Source organism: Janthinobacterium sp. BJB401 (genome assembly GCF_013372745.1).
Taxonomy (GTDB): Bacteria; Pseudomonadota; Gammaproteobacteria; order Burkholderiales; family Burkholderiaceae_D; genus Janthinobacterium; species Janthinobacterium rivuli.
Window position 1 is genome coordinate 37,175 of record NZ_JABXFH010000043.1, and the last position, 15,706, is coordinate 52,880.

Annotated in this window: 15 protein-coding genes; 1 reads left to right on the forward strand and 14 read right to left on the reverse strand. The window is 61.4% G+C overall.

Going from position 1 to position 15,706, the window contains the following annotated elements; genetic code table 11:
- Positions 1 to 92: 92 nt before the first annotated feature.
- The 10 genes from hfq to ndk form a co-directional block, all read right to left on the reverse strand.
- Positions 93 to 329 (reverse strand): RNA chaperone Hfq, encoded by a 237-nt coding sequence (gene hfq, locus HWE17_RS22505; protein WP_008450615.1) that lies wholly within the window; start codon positions 327 to 329, stop codon positions 93 to 95.
- Positions 330 to 570: 241 nt separating this feature from the next.
- A complete protein-coding gene (gene der, locus HWE17_RS22510) occupies positions 571 to 1,917 on the reverse strand; it encodes a ribosome biogenesis GTPase Der (RefSeq protein ID WP_034752028.1) in 1,347 nt (448 codons plus the stop codon).
- A 4-nt stretch (positions 1,918 to 1,921) separates the two neighbouring features.
- Positions 1,922 to 3,067, reverse strand: coding sequence for an outer membrane protein assembly factor BamB (gene bamB / locus HWE17_RS22515; protein ID WP_176390304.1), 1,146 nt, complete (start codon positions 3,065 to 3,067; stop codon positions 1,922 to 1,924).
- An 85-nt stretch (positions 3,068 to 3,152) separates the two neighbouring features.
- The gene (locus tag HWE17_RS22520) at positions 3,153 to 3,821 is read right to left on the reverse strand and encodes a tetratricopeptide repeat protein (protein WP_176390305.1); all 669 of its coding nucleotides are present in this window, start codon (positions 3,819 to 3,821) and stop codon (positions 3,153 to 3,155) included.
- A 54-nt stretch (positions 3,822 to 3,875) separates the two neighbouring features.
- Positions 3,876 to 5,237 carry a histidine--tRNA ligase gene (hisS, locus tag HWE17_RS22525; RefSeq protein ID WP_035820715.1) on the reverse strand — a complete coding sequence of 454 codons (1,362 nt, stop codon included), beginning with the start codon at positions 5,235 to 5,237 and terminating at the stop codon, positions 3,876 to 3,878.
- A 33-nt stretch (positions 5,238 to 5,270) separates the two neighbouring features.
- Positions 5,271 to 6,539 (reverse strand): flavodoxin-dependent (E)-4-hydroxy-3-methylbut-2-enyl-diphosphate synthase, encoded by a 1,269-nt coding sequence (ispG, locus tag HWE17_RS22530; RefSeq protein WP_176390306.1) that lies wholly within the window; start codon positions 6,537 to 6,539, stop codon positions 5,271 to 5,273.
- Positions 6,540 to 6,577: 38 nt separating this feature from the next.
- Positions 6,578 to 7,501 carry a helix-turn-helix domain-containing protein gene (locus HWE17_RS22535; protein WP_369681765.1) on the reverse strand — a complete coding sequence of 308 codons (924 nt, stop codon included), beginning with the start codon at positions 7,499 to 7,501 and terminating at the stop codon, positions 6,578 to 6,580.
- A 67-nt stretch (positions 7,502 to 7,568) separates the two neighbouring features.
- Positions 7,569 to 8,300, reverse strand: coding sequence for a type IV pilus biogenesis/stability protein PilW (pilW, locus tag HWE17_RS22540; protein WP_176390308.1), 732 nt, complete (start codon positions 8,298 to 8,300; stop codon positions 7,569 to 7,571).
- 56 nt (positions 8,301 to 8,356) lie between these two features.
- Complete coding sequence (rlmN, locus tag HWE17_RS22545; protein ID WP_034752035.1) at positions 8,357 to 9,532, reverse strand: 23S rRNA (adenine(2503)-C(2))-methyltransferase RlmN; 1,176 nt, start codon at positions 9,530 to 9,532, stop codon at positions 8,357 to 8,359.
- A gap of 126 nt (positions 9,533 to 9,658) precedes the next feature.
- Positions 9,659 to 10,075 carry a nucleoside-diphosphate kinase gene (gene ndk, locus HWE17_RS22550; RefSeq protein WP_034752036.1) on the reverse strand — a complete coding sequence of 139 codons (417 nt, stop codon included), beginning with the start codon at positions 10,073 to 10,075 and terminating at the stop codon, positions 9,659 to 9,661.
- Positions 10,076 to 10,296: 221 nt separating this feature from the next.
- Here ndk and HWE17_RS22555 point away from each other — a divergent pair, with 221 nt between their 5' ends.
- Positions 10,297 to 10,983: a Bax inhibitor-1/YccA family protein gene (locus HWE17_RS22555; RefSeq protein ID WP_035820723.1), complete on the forward strand. Its 687-nt coding sequence runs from the start codon at positions 10,297 to 10,299 to the stop codon at positions 10,981 to 10,983.
- Positions 10,984 to 11,043: 60 nt separating this feature from the next.
- On the opposite strand, the gene HWE17_RS22560 is transcribed toward HWE17_RS22555, so the two are convergent.
- From HWE17_RS22560 to HWE17_RS22575, 4 genes are all read right to left on the reverse strand, one after another.
- Complete coding sequence (locus tag HWE17_RS22560; protein WP_176390309.1) at positions 11,044 to 11,889, reverse strand: LysR family transcriptional regulator; 846 nt, start codon at positions 11,887 to 11,889, stop codon at positions 11,044 to 11,046.
- 28 nt (positions 11,890 to 11,917) lie between these two features.
- The gene (gene cfa / locus HWE17_RS22565) at positions 11,918 to 13,093 is read right to left on the reverse strand and encodes a cyclopropane fatty acyl phospholipid synthase (protein ID WP_255206354.1); all 1,176 of its coding nucleotides are present in this window, start codon (positions 13,091 to 13,093) and stop codon (positions 11,918 to 11,920) included.
- Positions 13,094 to 13,321: 228 nt separating this feature from the next.
- The gene (locus HWE17_RS22570; protein ID WP_176390310.1) at positions 13,322 to 14,356 is read right to left on the reverse strand and encodes a cupin-like domain-containing protein; all 1,035 of its coding nucleotides are present in this window, start codon (positions 14,354 to 14,356) and stop codon (positions 13,322 to 13,324) included.
- A gap of 77 nt (positions 14,357 to 14,433) precedes the next feature.
- On the reverse strand, positions 14,434 to 15,706 hold a 1,273-nt coding region (locus HWE17_RS22575; protein ID WP_217916852.1), incomplete at its 5' end, for a glycoside hydrolase family 18 protein.

Here is a 15,706-nt window from a genome sequence, read left to right on the forward strand (position 1 = left end):
CGGACGCCGACGCCGATGCAAACGCATCAGCGCCGCTGGCGCGGACGGGGGCGATGGAGGGTGAAAGGCGCTGGGCCGTCAAGCTCAACGCTTTACTCCGCTTCAGATTCAATATTGAGATTGACGGCACGGGCCGGCACCACTGTCGAGATGGCATGCTTGTACACCATCTGTGTCACCGTATTGCGCAGCAATACGACATATTGATCGAACGATTCGATATGGCCCTGCAATTTAATGCCATTGACCAGGTAGATCGAGACAGGAACATGCTCTTTGCGTAATGCATTGAGGAATGGGTCTTGTAACAGTTGCCCTTTGTTGCTCATAACAGCTCCGTTGTTTATGTTGTTGTGTAAGAATTGGAGGCGACTCGCTTGATTTCAAGTGCTCTCACACCTTTCAAAGAAAGAAAGATGCGTCATAGCTACTGTAACCTGTTTTCGCGATCGCTGTCGCGCATGGCGCATTAACACTTTATTATTTCCGTGCAAACAGCCATTAAATGGTGGCCGGCGCCGCATTATCTCCGCGGCGCCTTAATCTGCACTTAATTCAGCATGTAAAACATTACTTGCTTGGCGTGCGTGCAAACGGGTTTTTACCCGTGCGCAGTTCGATGCGCAGCGGCGTGCCGACCAGCGCAAACGTATCGCGGAAATGTTTTTCCAGATAGCGTTTGTACGGATCGCCGACGGCGTCGAGCGCATTGCCGTGAATGACGATCACCGGCGGGTTCATGCCGCCCTGGTGGGCGTAGCGCAGCTTCGGACGGATCGAGCCCTTGCGGCGCGGCTCTTGCTTCTCCACGGCCTCGATCAGGGCGCGCGTCAGCTTCGGCGTCGACAGGTCGCACATGGCGGCCGCATACGCGGCGTTGAGCGACTTCATCAATGGACCGATGTTGGTGCCCTTCAGCGCCGAAATGAAATGCATCTGCGCGAACGACAGGAAATCGAGCTTGCGGTCGATATCGATCTTGATTTCATCGCGCTCGTGCGATTGCAAGCCATCCCATTTGTTCACGGCCACGACCAGCGCGCGGCCCGATTCCAGGATAAAGCCGGCGATGTGCGCGTCCTGCTCCGAGATATCCTGCTGCGCGTCGAGCATCAGCACGACCACGTTGGCTTCGGAAATCGACTGCAGCGTTTTCACCACCGAGAATTTCTCGATCGCTTCAAACACCTTGCCGCGACGGCGGATACCGGCCGTGTCGATCAGGGTGTATTGCTGGCCATCGCGCTCGAACGGGATTTCGATCGAGTCGCGCGTCGTGCCCGGCATGTCGAAGGCGATCACGCGCTCTTCGCCCAGCAGGGTGTTGATCAAGGTCGACTTGCCCACGTTAGGACGGCCGACGAGGGCGATCTTGATGCCGCGGTCGGTCTTTTCCAGCTCTTCAGGCTCGTCCGGACGCTGCGCGAACGCCAGGTCCAGCATCACTTCGACGAGGTCGTTGACGCCGTCGCCGTGCGCCGACGAGATCGCATACGGATCGCCCATGCCCAATTCATAGAATTCGGACACGACGGCCGTATAGCGCATGCCTTCGCTTTTGTTGACCACCAGCAAGACCGGGCGGCCGCTCTTGCGCAGGAAGTCGACGATGGTCTTGTCATGCGGGGTCAGGCCTTGACGGCCGTCCACGATGAATACCACCACGTCGGCCTCGGCCACGGCCTGCTTGGTCTGCAGTGCCATCTGGTGCATGATGCCTTCCTTGGCGACGGGTTCGAAACCACCCGTATCGATGACCAGGAAGGGACGTTCGCCGACACGGCCTTCGCCATAGTGACGATCGCGCGTCAACCCAGGCAAATCCGCCACCAGCGCATCGCGCGAGCGGGTCAGACGATTGAATAAAGTCGATTTCCCAACATTGGGTCGACCTACTAGTGCAATTACCGGCTTCATTGTATTACTCGACCGCGAGAGCGGTCACTGTCCCTGATTGGGTTTGAAAAATCAAATTCGAACCGGCAACAACGGGAGCCGAAACAATCGGGCTACCGTCGGTGCTGACACGACCTATTAATGCGCCATCTTCCCGTGACAGGAAGTGGATGTAACCTTGATAGTCACCGACGGCGACGCTGCGGCCGTAAGAGGCCGGCGTCGACAGGCGGCGGCGCGCCAGCGCCTCATTCTTCCAGGCGCTCTGGCCGCCTTCGCGGCTGAATGCCACGACGCCGCCCTGGTCATCGGCAACAAACACGAAACGCTGGTCGACGGCCACGCCCACATCGGACGAGATCGGCTTGGTCCAGCGCGGCACGCCTGTGGCCGCATCGAAGCAGCCCGCCTTGCCCTGGTACGTGACGGCGCATACTTCGCCTTCGAACACCACCGGCGCACCGGCGATGTCGGAGACACGCTCCAGTTCGGTGGCGCCGCGCGGTTCGCTGACGACGATCTCCCAGCGTACCACACCGGTGGCCGCCGTCAGTGCCAGCAGCTTGCCGCCCGGCTGGGCCACGTAGATGTTGGCGCCGCCCAGCACCATGCCCGGCGCATTGCGCAAGGTCAGTGCCGGCGTGGCGCGCTGTACCGTCCACTTGCGCTCGCCCGTCTTGGCGTCGAAGCCGACGATGCGGTTGTCGACGCTGCGCACGACGACCACGCCCTGCCCCACAACGGGCGCCGTCAATACTTCGCTGGACGCCTGCGCTTTCCACAGTTGCTTGCCATCGGCGTCGAACGCCAGCACGGCGCCCTTGGCGGCGCCCACTGCGACGACCGTGCCATCGCTGCCGGCGCTCGACGTGATGTCGCTGCCGGCCTTGATGCGCCACGTCTCACGGCCGCTGGCCGCATCCAGGCGCGCCAGCGCGCCATCGGCATTGACCACGTACAGGCTGCTGCCGGCCAGCGCAGGCGTAAACGCGTACACGCCGGCCTTGCCGATCGAATACTTCCACGCGTCGCGCACGGCGATGCTCGATTTTAACTCGACCAGCTTGGCCGGTTCGACTTTCGGATCTTTCGAGGCGAACGGGTTCCAGGACGAGCAACCGGCCATCAGGGCCAACAGACTTGCAGCTACCAGCTTTTCAGTGACACGCATAAGTGTTATCCAACCTTTTTCTTGTACTTGTAAGGGCAAGGCAGGCGACGCACAACGCCGCGCTGCACAACCATCAGTGTTCCTGTCAGGCGGCAGCCTTGTCAGCCTTGGCCTTGTCTTCCGGTACCGTACCGCCGATCGCTTCCAGTTTGACCTGGATCAGCTGACGGCCTGGATTGTTCTTGTCCGTCGCGGCCAGAGCGGCCAGGTATGCCGTGCGCGCATCGGCCAGCTTGTTTTGCGCCACCAGGATGTCGCCCTTGCGGTCGGCCACGGCGCCGGCAAATTGCGCCACGGAAGCCGTCGCCAGCACTTTCAGCGCTTCATCGTAGGCTTTTTCATCCAGCAGCACGCCTGCCAGGCGCAGCTTGGCGATGGCCTTGTACTCTTCCGTGCCATGCTCGGCCACCCATTGCAGCTGGGTCTTGGCCGTTTTCAGGTCATTCGCGTCGAACGCCACCTTGGCAGCGGACAGGGCGCTCATCTGCGCATATGCCGTGCCGCCGAAACGCGATTGCATGTCGCCGGCCGCGCGCATCACCTTGGCCGTGTCCTTGGCGGCGATGGCGTTTTGCAGTTCGTCGTACAACTGGCCCGCTTGCGCAGCCTGCGTGCGCTGGTAGTACTGCCAGCCAGCCCAGCCGCTGTAGCCTGCCAGCGCCACGATCAGGACCCAGGAGGTCAGATTGCCATTGCGCTGCCACCAGGCCTTGAGGGTTGCCAGTTGTTCTTGTTCTTCGTGATCGTATGCCATGGGTCGTCAGTTTTAATGAGTAGTTGATCGAGGGTAGAACGGTCTTGCTGCAAATCAGTGGTGGTGATGCACGTGGCCGCCAGGACCGTGGTCATGGCCGCAATCGTGGTCGCCGATGATCTGGTCCACCACGTAGTCGACGACGTCGTCGAACGGCACCGTGTTCTGCTGCGCGCCGGCATCGGCTTCGCGCATGGCTTTCACCGTCGCGACATTGTTGGCGATTTCATCGTCGCCCATGATCACGGCAAACGCCGCACCGCTGGCGTCGGCCTTTTTCATTTGCGTCTTGAAGCTGCCGCCACCGTTGCTCGCTGCGCAATGTAGCACAACGTCCAGGCCCGCATCGCGAATCCGCTCTGCCAGCACGAACGCTTGCAAGCCTGCCTGCTCGCCCTGATGCACCAGGTAGACGTCGCACTGGGCTGGCTGTTCCGGTTCGGCCGCATCTTTCATCAGCAGCACCAGGCGTTCGACGCCCATGCCGAAACCGACGGCCGGCGTCGATTTGCCGCCGAACATTTCCACCATGCCGTCATAGCGGCCACCGGCGCAGACCGTGCCTTGCGCGCCCAGCTTGTCGCTGACCCACTCGAACACCGTGCGGTTGTAGTAATCGAGGCCGCGCACCAGGCGTGGATTGATGACGAATGGAATATTGTTGTGGTTCAGAATCTTCTGCACGCCGTGGAAGTGGGCCAGCGATTCCTCGCCCAGGTAGTCCAGCAGCTTCGGCGCGCCATTGACCAGATCCTGCATGGCAGGATTCTTGGTATCCAAAATGCGCAGCGGATTGCTGTGCAGGCGGCGTTTGGCTTCTTCGTCGAGCAGCTCGCTGTGGCTTTCCAGGTAGGCGATCAGGTCGGCGCGGTGGCGCAGGCGCTCGGCCGCGTCGCCGATCGAGTTCAGTTCCAGGCGGATGCCTTCCAGGCCCAGATCATCCCACAGGCGGCGGGTCATCATGATCAGCTCGGCGTCGATATCCGGGCCCGTGAAGCCGATGGCTTCCGCGCCGAACTGGTGGAACTGGCGGTAGCGGCCCTTTTGCGGACGCTCATGGCGGAACATCTGGCCCTTGTACCACAGGCGTTTCGGGCCTTCGTAGACGAGGTTGTGCTCGACCACGGCGCGCACCACGCCGGCCGTGCCTTCCGGACGCAGGGTCAGGTTGTCGCCGTTCATCGAATCGGTGAACGAATACATTTCCTTTTCCACGATATCGGTCACGGCGCCGATGGCGCGCGCGAACAATTTCGTTTCTTCCACGATCGGCGTGCGGATTTGCTGGAAGCCATAGCTTTGCAGCACGGATTGCGCCGTGTTTTCAAACAGTTCCCACAGCGGAGCGTCGGCCGGCAGGATATCGTTCATGCCTTTGACGGCGGTGATCTTGTCGAGCTTTTTATTTTCGGACATAGTGTTCTTCTTTACTTTTTTATCGGATCAGGCTCAGACGGCAGCCGTGTTTCCATAGTGACTCTGTACATACTTCAAGACGATGTCCTGGAATTCCTCGACGATGCGTTCGCCGCGCAGGGTGACGACTTTTTCGCCGTCGACAAACACGGGCGCGGCAGGCGACTCGCCCGTGCCGGGCAGGCTGATGCCGATGTTCGCATGCTTCGATTCGCCGGGACCGTTGACGATGCAGCCCATGACGGCAACGTTCATCGCTTCCACGCCCGGATACGATTTCTTCCATTCCGGCATCTGCTCGCGCAGATACGTCTGGATGTTGTCGGCCAGCTCCTGGAAGGTGGTCGACGTCGTGCGGCCGCAACCTGGGCAAGCGATGACCATGGGCGCGAACTTGCGCAAGCCCATGGTTTGCAAAATTTCCTGGCCGACGATCACTTCGCGCGTGCGGTCGCCGCCCGGTTCGGGCGTGAGCGAAATGCGGATGGTGTCGCCGATGCCCTCTTGCAGCAGCACGGCCAGCGCCGCGGTGGACGCCACGATGCCCTTGCTGCCCATGCCCGCTTCCGTCAGGCCCAGGTGTAGCGGATAGTCGCAGCGCTGCGCCAGTTCGCGGTACACGGCGATCAGATCTTGCACGCCAGAGACCTTGCACGACAGGATGATCTTGTCGCGCGCCAGGCCCAGCTCTTCGGCGCGCACGGCGTTTTCAATCGCCGACGTCACCAGCGCTTCGTACATGACGGCTTGCGCCGGCCACGGTTCGACGCGGCCCGCGTTTTCATCCATGATGCGCGCGAGTAACGCTTGATCGAGGCTGCCCCAGTTCACGCCGATGCGCACCGGCTTGTCGTAGCGGCAAGCCGCTTCGATCATTTGCGCAAATTGCGTGTCGCGCTTGGCGCCCTTGCCCACGTTGCCGGGATTGATGCGGTACTTCGACAGCGCGCGCGCGCAATCGGGGTAGTCGTTGAGCAGGGTATGGCCGTTATAGTGAAAATCGCCCACCAGCGGCACGTCGATGTCCATCTTGTCGAGCTGCTCGCGGATGTACGGGACGGCCGCGGCCGCTTCCGGACGGTCCACCGTCAGGCGCACCAGTTCCGAACCGGCACGCGCCAGTTCCTTGATCTGGATCGCCGTGCCGATGGCGTCGGCCGTATCCGTGTTTGTCATCGACTGCACCACCACGGGGGCGTCGCCGCCCACCCAGATCTGGCGCTGGCCGTGCGCGATCAGCACCTTGCGGCTGTCGCGCCGGCCGGATGGACCGGAGCCGATCGCTGTTTTCGAGGTAGCCATAATATTATCTTCTGAGTTTGCTTGAACGGTTACTGCAATTATTTGATGCTGACGCGCGAGATCGTGCCGCCGGCAACGGTCGGCAGCTCCAGCTTGGCGCCGCGCAAGGTTGCCTGCACCACACCTGGCTTACCCACCACCAGGGTGGCCGGTTCCGTGATATCGAACGTTTCCGTGCTGCCCGCCTTGACCATGCGCGAAATCAGCGGCGCGCTGCCAGGGCGGCGGATTTCCACCCAGGAATCCTGCTCCACCTTCAGCACCAGCGCATTCGCGCCCACGGCAGCGGTGGTAGTAGCGGTAGCCGCAGGCGGCGTGACGACAGCCGTCGCCGGGGCTGGCACGGCCGCTGGCGGCACTTCGGCAGCGGCTGGCGCCGAAGCGGTGGTGGCAGGTGCGCCCGTCTGCGTATCGTTGCCTGGTGGCGGCGGCACGGAAATCAGCGGCACGGACGGCGACTGCACCGGCGTCAAGTCCTGGCCCGGCTTGATCAGGGTCGTTTCCACGGGGCCCACTTCCGCATGCGCCGTTTCTTTCCCGGCCTGCGAGGACAGCAGGCTGGCCGGCACGTAACCGAGTTTATAGGCGCCAAAGGCGGCCGCCACGACGACGGCCACGGCCCCGGCGATCCAGAGCGGAGTCTGGTTCGACGAGCGCTGCGTCATCGACGGGAAGCGCGACTCGGAAAACGTGGCGGAAATCTCGCGCCGCACGGGCGCGGCCGGGTCTTGCGCCGGCGCCGGATGGACTTCGATCATGGCCACCAGCGGCGCCGCGTCGAGACGCACCACCTTGGCGTAGGCGCGCACGAAACCGCGCACCACGGCCACGTTCGGCAAAGCCGCCATGTCGCCCTCTTCCAGCGCGATCACCTGGCGCGGCGCCAGCTTGAGCTGGTCGGCCACCTGTTCCACCGGCCAGCCCAGCGCTTCGCGCTGCGCCTTCAACTGTGCGCCTGCCAACGCAAGATTGCCCTGGGGCTGCTGCTGAGGCGTTTCTGCCCACTCTGAATTCATTGGTATCCCTGTCTCACTCATCAAACGCCCCATTTTGATAAGCAGCATATTCGGGGGAGCCGGAATGGTGGGTGCGCAAATGCGCCCCCAGGCCAGCTTCCGCACCCGCATCCCCGAGCTTATGCTGCACCTTGATCCCGAGCCACAGCACATCGGCCGTCTGGCTCTCCATTGTCGCCGCTTTACCGAGCCGCTCAAGATAATGAGCCGCTTGCCGGTAGTCTTGCTGTTGGTAATACACGCGCACCAGACCGGCATATGTGATTGCCGCGCCAGGTGCGATGCGCTCCGCCTTGAGCCAGTAGCCGGCGGCGCGCGGGTAATCTTTCATGACCAGGCTGCACGCGGCCGCATTATGCAGCGCCAGTTCAGGCGTGCCATACGCGGCATCTTGCAATGCGGCATCAAAATACGCCAGCGACTGCGCCGCGCGCCCGGTCTGGCACAGAAACAGGCCATAATTATTGCTCAACTCGGGATTGTGGGGCGCAAGGCGCAATGCGTAAAGAAAATCTTTTTCAGCAGCGGCAGGTTGGCGCAAGGCAGCAAAAATCAGGGCGCGCATGCCGCGCACCTGGGCGTTGCCCGGCAGTAGCTGCACCGCCTGATCCGCTTCTGTCAACGCCACCGCAAACTGGTCTTGCATATAATAGGCGCTGGCCAGCTGCAAGCGCAAGGCGGCGCGCTGCTCGACCGATGCGGCTTGCTCCTTGTCCACGGTGGAAGCACAGCCGGCCAGCAGCACGCCCAGGCTGACAATAGCCGCGGCAAGTACGCCAGGATAAGCCATGCGTCCCCGCATCAGGAGCGGATCTCCACGATCTTGCCGAAATTGGCGCCAAATTTCTGTTGATACTCAGTCATCTTTTCCATGCGTTCCTGCACCCGCGTGCGGTCCTTGACTTCGCCGGCCAGCTGGCCGCAGGCCGCATCGATATCGTCGCCGCGCGTCTTGCGCACGGTGGTGATGATGCCGCCATCCATGAGCACTTGGGCGAACGCCTTGATGCGCGGGTTTTTCGAACGGAACAGGCCCGACTCGGGAAACGGGTTGAACGGAATCAGGTTGAACTTGCAGTTCACGCCGAACTCGCGGTCCTGCACCAGCGCCAGCAGTTCGCGCGCGTGCTCGTCGCTGTCGTTGACGCCGTCGAGCATGCAGTATTCAAAGGTGATGAAATCGCGCGGCGCGAATTCAAGGTAGCGCTTGCAAGCCGCCATCAATTCCTTCAGCGGGTATTTCTTGTTCAGTGGAATCAAACCGTCGCGCAGGGCATCGTTCGAGGCGTGCAGCGAGACGGCCAGGGCCACCGGCACTTCCTGCGACAGCTTGTCCATCATCGGTACCACGCCCGAGGTCGACAGGGTCACGCGGCGGCGCGACAGGCCGTAGGCGTTGTCGTCGAGCATCAATTTCAGGGCCGTGACGGTCGGCTCAAAGTTCAGCAGGGGCTCGCCCATGCCCATCATCACCACGTTGGTGATCTGGCGCTCGCCTTTCGGGCCCGGCTCGATACCCTTGGTGCGGCGCAATTCGAATTCTGCCATCCACAGCTGGCCGATGATTTCGCCGACACTGAGGTTGCGGTTGAAGCCTTGCTTGCCCGTCGAACAGAAACGACAGTTCACGGCGCAGCCGGCCTGGGTCGAGATGCACAGGGTGCCGCGGTTTTCTTCCGGAATAAACACGGTTTCCACGGCATTGCCATTGCCCACATCGACCAGCCACTTGCGCGTGCCATCCGTCGACGTATGGTCGCTGATGATGGCCGGGGCGCGCACTTCGGCGCGCGTGGCCAGCTTGTCGCGCAGCGACTTGGCCAGGTCCGTCATGGCGTCGAAGTCGGAGGCACCGAACTGGTGTATCCAGCGTTGCAATTGTTTCGCACGAAACGGTTTCTCTCCCAACTCGGCGCAATAGGCGATGAGTTGCGCGGGATCGAGGTCCAGCAAGTTGGTGAGGGTCGTCGTATTCATGATCTTGTCTATTCTAAAAATCCGTCCCCGCGCGCATCGGGAGCGAAAACTCCACAGCGCAGCGGGAACAGGGGGGTGATAAGTTATTTCACAGATAACGCCAGGAAATAACGTTATCTAAGGCAATTAAGCCTTCAGTTCTGGGAAGAAGTAAGCGATTTCCACTTTAGCAGCTTCGACAGCGTCGGAACCGTGTACGGCGTTAGCGTCGATCGAATCGGCGAAATCGGCGCGGATCGTGCCTTTTTCTGCTTTCTTCGGATCGGTCGCGCCCATCAGGTCACGGTGGGCCAGAACGGCGTTTTCGCCTTCCAGGGCTTGAATCATGACTGGACCGGAAACCATGAAGTCGACCAGATCTTTGAAGAAGCCGCGTTCTTTGTGCGCTGCGTAGAAGCCTTCAGCTTGTTCGCGCGACAGTTGGGTCATGCGTGCTGCAACGATTTTCAGGCCAGCGTTTTCAAAACGCGAGTAGATTTGACCGATTACGTTTTTTGCAACTGCGTCTGGTTTGATGATCGACAGGGTGCGTTCGATTGCCATGTGTGAAAACTCCAATAAAAAGTAAGGTTTAAAACGGTAAATTGAGAACTCAATCAACCTTTGATTTTACCATACTCCACCCCATATCACCCAGAGAGGCAGGGGGCATCTTGCCGCCCCACCCCCGTTTAATGAAATCTTAAGCTGCTTTTTTGGCAAATTCCGGCCCTCATGCTATCCTTGGGTAAAGCAGTAATTTGAATTGACAACACGGAGGCACTATGAATCAGAACATGCAACGCACCTTTGACCTGTCGGGGGGCATGCAGCAAGTCCGCCATCAGGTCTTGCGCAACACTTACTGGCTGCTGGCGCTGTCCATGATCCCGACCGTGCTGGGCGCCTTCATCGGCGTGCAAATGCATTTGCCGATGCTGACCGGCGGCATGGGTTTCATCATCTTCATGGTCGTCGCTTTCGGCTTCATGTACGCGATTGAAAAAACCAAGAACTCGGGCCTCGGCGTCGCCGTCCTGCTGGGCTTTACCTTCTTCATGGGCCTGATGCTCACGCCTATCCTGACGCGCACGCTCGGCTACTCGAACGGCGGCATGCTGATCATGACGGCATTCGGCGGCACGGCCACCATCCTGGCCGTGATGGCAACCATCGCCACGGTCTCGAAGCGCGACTTCTCCGCCATGGGCAAATGGCTGTTCGCCGGCGTGATCGTGCTGATCCTGGCATCGGTGGCGAATATTTTCCTGGGCCTGTCGGCACTGTCGATCGTGATCTCCATGGTCGCCATCGCCATCTTCTCGGCCTACATCCTGTATGACGTGCAGCAAATCATCAACGGCGGCGAGACCAACTACATCTCGGCCACCCTGCGCATCTACCTGGACGTGTACAACATCTTCACCAGCTTGCTCTCTTTGCTGGGCTTCGCTGGCGGCAGCCGCGACTAAGCGCTAGGGTATGAAAACAAAAAGCCGACCCTAGGGTCGGCTTTTTTACGTCTGTCGCATCTACTTGATTCTCTCCGCCACCTCGAGCAGGCAGGCGCGGGCGCGGTCCAGGGTCGGGTTGTCGCGCTGGGCCGCGTAGACGGCGTAGGCGGAATGCGAGAATTCGGGCGCGTCGCGCACGCGGTGCAGCAAACCCGCATCGAGATAGGGTTGCGCGCTGCCGATGCGGAAATAGCTGGCGCCGCCCACGTCCAGCAGGTAGACGAGGGCCAGCGGCCCCAGCGAGATCGACACAGGCGGACTGCTCAGTTCCGGATACGCTGCCTGGTGGTTCGCGGCAAACGCCGGCCCCCAATCCACGTACACATAGGCATCGGCATGCATCTGCCCGTCATCACGCGTGGTCACCATCACCAGCTTTTCCTCGGCCAGCAATTCGCTGGCCAGGCCCGGACGCTGCGGCGGGTTGTACAGCACGGCCAGGTCGAGCGAGCCGTCATGCACGGCGTCGAGCAGGCGCGCGGAACTGTCGACTTCCGCGCGCAGGGCGATCTCGGGGCAATCGCGCGCCATGCGGATCAGCCAGTCGCCCAGCAGCGGCTGCCACAGACTCAGTTCGCAGCCGATGCTGATGGCGTCATCGCGCCCCGGCGGCAAGGCCACCTGATGGCGCGCCCGCTCCCACACTTGCACCATGGTGGCGGCATGGCGCATGAAGCGCTCGCCGGCCGACGTCAGCCGCGCGCCGGCCTTGTTGCGCACGAACAGCTGGCGCCCCAGTTGCTGCTCCAGGGTGCGGATGCGTGCGCTGACGGCCGTCTGCGTCACGTGCATGCGTTCGGCGGCCATGATGAAACTGCCACAGGAAGCCACTTCCAAGAAGGTACGCGCTTGATTGATATCCATCAATCCATCATATCAGCTGCCGAGCATCTCAACTGACACGCTCGTAGCCGCCCAGCACGCCCTGCTTCGACAAGACCCACTGCCACAGCTGCAAGTCGCGCGCGCGGAAAGCGCCGGCGCAGGACAGCAGATAGTATGACCACATGCGGTGGAAGCGCTCGCCCAGCTGGCCAGCAAAACGCGGCCACGCCTGCTCAAAGTTCGCATGCCAGGCCATCAGGGTCTTGTCGTAGTCGGCGCCGAAGTTGTGCAAGTCTTCGGCGACGAACAGATCGTCCATGGCGTCGCCGATCTGGCCGATCGACGGCAAGTCGCCATTCGGGAAGATGTATTTGTCGATCCACGGGTCGCACGTGGAATGGCGCTTGTTCTTGCCGATCGTGTGCAGCAAAAACAGGCCGTCATCTTCCAGGCAGCGGTGCGCCACTTCCATGAAGGTGCGGTGATTCTTGTGCCCCACGTGCTCGAACATGCCGATGCTGACGATGCGGTCGAATTTTTCATCGGTGTCGCGATAATCCTGCAGGCGGAAGTCCAGCTGCTCGCCGCCCGGCATGGCGCGCGCATACGCGGCCTGCTCTTGCGAGATCGTCACGCCCACGCACCGCACCTGGTATTTTTCGGCCGCATAGCGCATGAAACTGCCCCAGCCGCAGCCGATGTCGAGCACGCGCATGCCCGGCTTCAGCCTGAGCTTGCGGCAAATCAGATCGAGCTTGGCTTCCTGCGCCTCGGCCAGGTTGCCCGCATCCTTCCAGTAGCCGCAGGTATATGTCATGCGCGGATCGAGCATGGCCGCATAGAAGGCGTTGCCCAGGTCGTAGTGTTCCTTGCCCACCATCCAGGCGCGCCGCTCCGTCTGCAGGTTGAACAGACGCGCGGTCAGGGCGTGGAAGGCCAGGCGCATGGGGCGCACGTCGTCGGCCACCCTGGCGCGCAGCAGATGGCAAAAGAATTCGTCGAGCTGCTGCGCATCCCAGTCGCCGTCCATGTAGGCTTCACCGAGGCCCAGGTTGCCGCTGGCGAAGGCACGTTCGGGCACACCCCGTTTGCGCAGCTGCATGTCCCAGGCGGCGCGGCCATTCAAATGGATGCCGGCCCTGGCCAGCAATCCGGCCGCCTCGCGCGTCAGCCGCGTGTCAAGCCGAAGTTCTGTACTAGCTGCTGGTGCTTGCTGTAACTGTGTCATTTGCTGCGTGTTCATGCCCTGCCGCCTCCAGATGGTTGTCGGTGCTGGCGCCGCGCCAGCCATCAAATTATCCGCCCGCCATCGCCATCTGGATAATGAAACATCGTGGCCATTCATATCAAAATAATTGCTGCAAAATGATTTGAATCAATTAATTTATGGAAATATCTTATACAAGAAGCGCGCCGTAGCATGAAAAAAGCCGCCTGTACGGCGGCTGTTCGGGGCGGGTTAGCGCTACAATCAAAAGTCGTGATTCGATGGATACTTGCTGTAAAAATCGTTATCCCATTTGAAGTTGGTAAACGCCACCGTCATCGAGACGTCGAGCGCTTCGACGAAATGCCAGCAGCCGACGGGCAGGAACAGGATCTCGCCCGGCGCCAGCACGCATTCGCGCACTTGCACGTCGGCCATCAGCGGATAGCGCCGCAAATCGATGTCGCGCCCGTCGACGGGGGTAAAACAGTGGCGCTGGTTGTACACGCGCGCCACCTCGCAGGCGGCCATGATGCGCAACCGCTTGCGCCCTTTGACCTGCGCCATGAAGTTGTTTGTCAGGTCGTGGTGGAACGGCGTCACGGTGCCGGCCGGGCCAAACCATAAAAAACCCGTGCGGCCGCCACTCTGCTCCAGGTATTCGGGCAGCTGGCCGATATCGTCCCACAGCTCGCGCAGCGCCTGCCGGTTCTGCGAATTGTTATTCGCCGTCATGTAGAAATCGTTGGTCGCGCCACTGCCCTCGACCAGGCTGGCGTACTCGCCAAAGGCCATCTTGCGCTTGTGCGCCACGCTGTTCATTTCGTACTGCGCGTCCGCTTCGCGGCCGAACTGCACTTCCACTTCGCGCTGCGCGTAATGCGCGCGGAAATAGGCCGGACTCCATTTATCGATGGCGGGCCAGTCGTCCATCATGCCCGTGATGATGACGGGCTGGTTGGTGGAGTAGTACTCGTCGAGGAATGCCTGCGCCGTCAATTTGTCGCGGCGCGGAATCTCGGGCGAACGCAGCTGATTGAGCTTGCGCTGGATGTCGATCACCCAGTCGCGCTTGGCCAGGCGGTTCGACAGGCGCACGGCGCCGGCCAGGTAGGGGCTTTGCAGCGCCAGCTCGATTTCGCGGCGCGCCAGGGGCTCCGCGATGCCGGCCTGTTGCAGCACCGGCATCAGCGCCGACGGGTGGCTGCCCAGCATGAGGTTTTCCGCGATCCAGCTGCGCCATTCGCGGCTCAGCTCCTGTTCCGGATGTTTTACTCCGAATGTCGATACCGCCGCCATCGCCCGTCTCCTGTTTTTTATGTGAACAAGCGGCCGGACAGCAATGCCGCCCGGCCGCGTCTTACTCTACTCCAGTGTTACCGCACTTTCCACACTTCGGTCGCCAGCACGCCATTCGCGTCGCCATCGAGTTCCCACGAGAACGCGCCGCGCAAGCCCTGGTCCTTCACATATTTCACCTTGGTGCCGATGACGGTCGGGTCATCGTAGCTCCACCACTGGCCGCCCGCCCCCGTGTACAGGTACAGCTGCTTGGTCACGGGATGGTAGTAGCGCGTGCCAGCCTTGGCGACGAGGATTTTATAGTCCTCGATGCCCGACTCGTAGGTGCCCGGCGCCGTACCCGTGGCTGCCTGGTACAGGCCATCGCCGTTCGGTCCCGGCGCCACGCCCGTCCAGCCGCGGCCATAGAACGGTATGCCCAGCAGCAGCTTGTCGCGCGGCACGCCGGCGGCAATCATGTACTGCACCGCCTTGTCGCCCACGTATTCGCGCGCCATGCCCGTTGACGGATCGGCAGGGTCGGCAAACAGCTGGGCGTTAAAGTTGGTGCTGTTTTCCCAGCCGCCGTGGAAGTCGTAGGTCATCAGGTTGATCCAGTCCATGTACTGCGAGTACAGGGCCGGTTCCGTGTTGTCGATCTTGTCCTTGCCGGCACCGACAGCGGCCGTCAGCAGATAGCGCTTGCCATTGGCTGCGCCGAGCGCATCGAGCTGGCTGCGGAATTCCGCCATCAGCAAGGTGAAGTTGCGCTTGTCGTTCGGGCTGACCGTGTTGTACGGCTGGCCGCCGCCGACCGGATATTCCCAGTCGATGTCGATGCCGTCAAAGATGTTCGCCGCCGCGCCCACGCCACCGCGACCGCCCTGCACCGGCAAGTTACCCTTGATGTAGATGTCGATGCACGAACGCACCATCTGCTTGCGCAGCGCATCGGTGGCCGAACCGACGGAGAAGTTCTTCGACCAGCTCCAGCCGCCCAGCGAGATGAACAGTTTCAGGTTCGGGTGCGCCGCCTTGAGTTTTCTCAGCTGCAGGAAGTTGCCCGACAATGGAGCATCCCAAGGGATGGCCTGGCCATCGACGGTACGCTTCGGCGTGCGGATGTAATCGGCCTCGGCATCGCCGCCCGTGCCCGCGTCCGGCGAATTCGGATTCGTCGCACCCGGCTCCGTCTTGGTGATCATGGCGCATTCATAGCCGCCATTTTTCGGATAGATATTACCGAAAGCGTAGTTGATGAAGGTGAGCTTGTCGGCCACGCCGCTCGTGTGCACGTTCGCCACTTCATAGTCGCGGCCATACACGCCCCACTGCGCGAAGTAGGAACCGACTTCGCGGCCCGTTGGC